Source organism: Burkholderia dolosa, from assembly GCF_902499135.1.
Taxonomy (GTDB): Bacteria; Pseudomonadota; Gammaproteobacteria; order Burkholderiales; family Burkholderiaceae; genus Burkholderia; species Burkholderia dolosa.
The window spans coordinates 1-3,595 of sequence record NZ_CABVPR010000129.1; the positions used below are offsets into that span (position 1 = coordinate 1).

General features: G+C 46.5%; 3 protein-coding genes and 1 pseudogene. All 4 read right to left on the reverse strand.

The window, feature by feature from the left end:
* Positions 1-87: 87 nt before the first annotated feature.
* A pseudogene (locus tag BUB20358_RS27700) lies at positions 88-219 on the reverse strand (integrase core domain-containing protein); the annotation flags it as partial.
* 56 nt (positions 220-275) lie between these two features.
* A complete protein-coding gene (locus tag BUB20358_RS27705; RefSeq protein WP_123806764.1) occupies positions 276-2,198 on the reverse strand; it encodes a hypothetical protein in 1,923 nt (640 codons plus the stop codon).
* A 27-nt stretch (positions 2,199-2,225) separates the two neighbouring features.
* On the reverse strand, positions 2,226-3,242 hold the full coding sequence (locus BUB20358_RS27710) for a hypothetical protein (RefSeq protein ID WP_133168026.1): 1,017 nt from the start codon (positions 3,240-3,242) through the stop codon (positions 2,226-2,228).
* Between the two features lie 159 nt (positions 3,243-3,401).
* Positions 3,402-3,595 (reverse strand): hypothetical protein (locus BUB20358_RS28105; protein WP_217456742.1); only part of this gene is annotated, 194 nt, incomplete at its 5' end.

Consider the following 3,595-nt stretch of genomic DNA (forward strand, 5'->3'; position numbering starts at 1 on the left):
ATTTCTTCATGACAAGGTTTCTCCTGCGGCCTCGCCACTAACTTTACAGTGGGATACTTTGGAGGGGGAAGGTCACCCGGACCAGATCTAGAGCGAGTTTTCCAGCGTTTCGGGTCCAATCGGACCCGGCAAAAGCACCAGCTGACAAGCGAATTCAGCTGGCGCCAATTCCTTGAGAGCCGAGTGAGGACGGCTCTCGTTGTAGTCCCTGCGCCACGCCTCGGCGATTCAATGCAAGCACAGCCGGAGGCGAGTTACGCAGAATTTCCTTAGCGTTAAATATCAATCTCGATGATATCTCGACCCATATCGTATTCTTTTAATTTATCGATTTTATCCGTAAAAAGAATTCCTTGATAAGGGTCTCGCAAATAAAAACTATTCTCGTCCGCTCTTGATACAACGCAAAAATGTCCGTCGATGTTCGCGATACCCATCCATTCATTTTTACGCATCTTTTCCTGTATGTACGCCACAGGATCCTCAACATCAACAAGCCTGTTTGAAATGCCGTCTTCAGCCATCCTCTCGGACAGGGAAGTAGAAAAAACGCCAAAAGCCCCCTCATCTCTCAGACTAACATATCGACTGACAACATCGGGACTTATATTTTTGATGTGCTGTAGATCTTTGGCAACCATTGCCGCGCTTGTGTAACCACATGAGTGTATGGTCCCTTGTCTCATGACGTGCATGTCATATGGAGAACTGATGTATTTGAATTCAATATCATAATCTTCCGGGGAGACAAGAATCTTCCCGGACTGCCCAAAATTGACTGGTACGTCATTAAATAAAATGTCTGGGCTGGGGCAGCGGTTTTTACCGCGCGGGTAGTAGATGGATGCTTTATGGCCGTCTCTGTCGAGAGTGATTTTATTTATCGAAAACAAATCCGGCTTGTTTGATGCCCTGTTTTTCCAATAAATATATTCTCCGTCGTCAATGGGGCTGAAGTGGTCGAAAAGGTTTTCCGTAAGCGTTTTTGTTGAATCAACTTTGAACGCGGTAACATAACCATCGTTGCAATACGCCGTCACGACGGCTGACTCGCCGGGGAAATAATTGAGTTGCTCGGGGAAACCTGGGGCCGTGGCAGCCTTGTACCATTGATTTTTTCTATACTCAATCTTTATTTTTCTACTGCCTGCCACGATATAGTGACCATCACTCTGCGTCGATGGCGAAACTTCAAAGAAATTATCATGTGCTTTTATGTACGACCGCCCACCATTACTCCATCGCAATCCATTACCGTCGGGCGACGAAAGTTTTTTTGCCTCAATGTCCCGAGCAGGAGCATCGTGTTTTAAAGACGACGCCACCTCGTCTGACACATGAACTGACGTTTCACGCTCAAACAGCCAGCGATCTCCATCCCATTCGACCGGATATCCTTTGCTATCCGGATTGTTTAAATTATAAACCTCATACAATACCCCCGGTGCCTCGCGTTGCACATTCCTTACCGGAACCAGCTCCCCACTCATTTCAATATATCGCCCCCACGGGTAATGACCGAAATCGTCGATCTGCTCCTGCACGTATATCTTGCCGGCACCATAGTATTTTTCGTTATTGTTGCCTCTGGGGACATAACGAAATCCTGGCTCCATTTGTACTTTTGCTTGAGAAATTATTGCCGCCTGCTCACTATTAAATGCCGGGCGTCCATTACGCACGCGCAAATGCCACGTTCCTGACAGTGGTTCCATATAGACCGAAACATATTCCTTTACCCCGCCATCTTTTCTGACGACCGCCTCGAAATTCTGATCGCTATTTTTTACGACTTCATAATAGTCTCCGTGCAGTTTTATCTGATTCTTCCCCTCGAGCACTTCGACATTAAGCCCCGATGCATCGAAGTCGTCCGCATATCGCCACGACAGTGTTTCTGGATCCACAACAACCCGTCTTTCCAGTGTCTTAGGGTTTACGGCATCAGGATGATGCGTAATAAACTCATTCGGCTTATCTAGCGCTTTAAGGTATATTTTTTGACCATTATCGTTTATTGCTCCCTTGCCATTATTTAGGATAAAGAGAATTTCTTTTCTTATGTTTTTGGTCTGACTTTGTATGTAAAGAGCAGCTTTTTCACGGAAAGACGCTCCAACCAATTCGACAGGTTTTGCCCCCCTGGCGGTTCCGCGAGGCACCGCCCCCAAGCCGTCTATTTCAAGCGATGTCGCCAAATCTGCAATTATCAGCCTTCTGAATTTTTAAGCACATATTTCGTCGCCATTATTTTTGAAATATTCTGAGCGTTTGAAATTGGCAACCGCGCTTCCAGCTATTTTCTTTATATAGAGAGTCAAGAAATCCGTGACAATATTCAGGCCGTCGGCCAAGCCGCGCTGGAAGGGGGTTGGGCCCACATCCGCGTTATCGTAAATCATTCGGAAAGGGTTCTCTGCGCGCTGGGCTTCGAATAAAAGATCCTTCCCTGCATTCGGCCCCCAAGGGTACAGTATTTCATCTTCAAATGCACAGTGCTCTTCTATATGCTTCTCAATATGGGGATTCTGATCTGATAAAGCAGCTCGCTTTGTGCGGCGATGGTTATTGTCGTCGTTATCACGGTGCGCAACGGAGCCTGTCTTGGTATCGATGGAAGACGGCAGTGCTGATTCAATCTCCTTATCGCCACCTTGCCGAACTTTTCCACCAGATATCAAACGCTCCCTGGGCGCGATTATCGATTCGCTCTTCACATACGCATCAAAATCAGAATTTATGCGATGGGATTTTTTTTCATATGTGATAATGCCAGTGTCGCTCGCTTGTGCCATCGTAGCATCAATGCCCGGCGCCCGAAATGAACCCGTACGATCGTAGATGGCGTGATCTTCGCCTATCGTCATGTATGACCGGTCAGTCTGGCGGGCAGAGTAAGGACTAGCAGTACGACCGGCATCGGCAGTTCCCAACAATGCCCTACCGTCGACTGGAGATGAAGCAGCACTTACCGACTGAATTTGATTAAAAAGAAACATGAAACCAATGGCGGTGAAGATTGGATTATGTGGGAAGGAGCGCTGCTGCCAAGTTGGAATTTTCGGTATTTTGTCGGACTTTGCAGCATGCGTAATCTGAGAGCAAAATTCATATTTTGGCAGATTAGTATCGTGACCCGAATTCGTTTCGCGAAAAGATGTTTTTTTCGTTTTTGCATTTCTATAAATATTATTTTGATGCATTCCAACCGACTGCCTGTGCAACGATAGCGATACTGGCATATTTTCATCCTCGTCACCTGAAGGTTCTCACTATACAAACGCCGCTCTCCCTGACTATCAATAATCGGTCATGCGGTAGTCGGATTTCGCTCCATTTTCGTGTCTTGTTGAGGTAGACCGAAGCAAAGTTGTCAACGTTTGCGAAGTAAAAATGTCACTTCAGAGGTCGACAACGACATGGAATCGGAAAATTGTCAAGAAATCGTAGATTTGCGTACAGCTGACCTGCTCCACGCATTTAGCAGTGGTGAACTGTCCCCAACTCTTGAGAGTGATTTGACCTTCCCCCTCCAAAGTATCCCACTGTAAAGTTAGTGGCGAGGCCGCAGGAGAAACCTTGTCATGAAGAAATC